Below are 1122 nucleotides of genomic sequence, written 5' to 3' on the forward strand. Positions count from 1 at the left end.
TCTCGACAAAAAGCTCATGCGCTACATCCGCCAATACAACAAGCAGGCCGCCCCGTTGAAGTGGAAGTACTCCGATCCAACTCGACGCATCCGGTGCAATTCATCCGGTTCAATGGACTAGTTATCGCCAAGCGCGTTTCTCGTTCGGTCGAGTTCGGCTGGGATGCATGTGCGCACGAGGCGGTAAAGATCACGCACTCGCCCGCGTCCATTTCGAGGTCGACCGGATCGGCACTTTCCGGATCCCACGACGGATCGACCTTGAATTCGGAAAAGTTGTAACCGAAGAACCCGGTATCGGTTTCCGTATAGCTGTAGTGACTGTTCCGGCCGGTCTCGACCTTCCGCTTCTCGTCGTAGTAGTACTTGTAGTGAGAACCCGGAAGGAACCGCATGCAGCCCGTCCGACGCGTGGCCGGCGTAAAGGCCGTCCAGACGGTCAGATCGATGAATGCGTTCCAGTCGGTCGCGGTGGGAACGATCAACGGATTGCCGTCCGTGTAGCTGTAGTCGCGAACCTGATGCCATTCCGTGCCCGCCGAGCCTGGAAACTTGGCGAACCATTCGGACCGCCAGCACAGGATGTCCGGCCCGAGAATACCCTTCAGGTATTTCAGGATCGTCGGGTGCATGATGTGCCGCGACAGCGTGGGAATATCGAAATGACGGTCGTAATTCATGTCGTTGTCGTATAGCACATGCGTCCGATCCTGATTCCCCTGGCGCAATGCGCGCAGCATCGCGGCAGCTTCCTGCGGTTCATAAAGCCTGATCGGTCCGATAAAGCCGTCTCGCTCGAATCTGGCGACGTCTTCCTTGATGTCGTCCGGAATGACCGCATTCCGGGCGAGGCCCGTCGTCGATTGAAACATTTCCTGAGAATATTCCATAATTTAGGATTCCTATTATCATGGTTAATAATTCAATTATCAGTTGAGCGTATCTCGGTCAATGCGTCTCACCCGTTAATCTGGACGTTCAATCAGGCAACGATCGCCCCCAATTGTGCTGCTAGTCCATTGAACCAATGAAATTGCACTGATCTAATGGTGCATGGGCAAAATGAATCTGAGCGAAGCCGAGCGGGAAGAACTGCTGTCGATGCAGCGCAGCCGAACGATG

2 pseudogenes are annotated in these 1122 nt (G+C 54.6%); one reads left to right on the forward strand and one right to left on the reverse strand.

Annotation, left to right across the window (positions count from 1 at the left end):
• A pseudogene (locus HWX36_RS37540) lies at nucleotides 1-121 on the forward strand (IS630 family transposase); the annotation flags it as partial.
• Nucleotides 122-131: 10 nt separating this feature from the next.
• Here the strand turns inward: HWX36_RS37540 and HWX36_RS36680 are convergent.
• Nucleotides 132-890, reverse strand: a pseudogene (locus HWX36_RS36680) (chlorinating enzyme); the annotation flags it as partial.
• Nucleotides 891-1122 lie beyond the last annotated feature (232 nt).

It is taken from the genome of Burkholderia sp. BCC0405 (genome assembly GCF_902833075.1).
GTDB lineage: Bacteria > Pseudomonadota > Gammaproteobacteria > Burkholderiales > Burkholderiaceae > Burkholderia.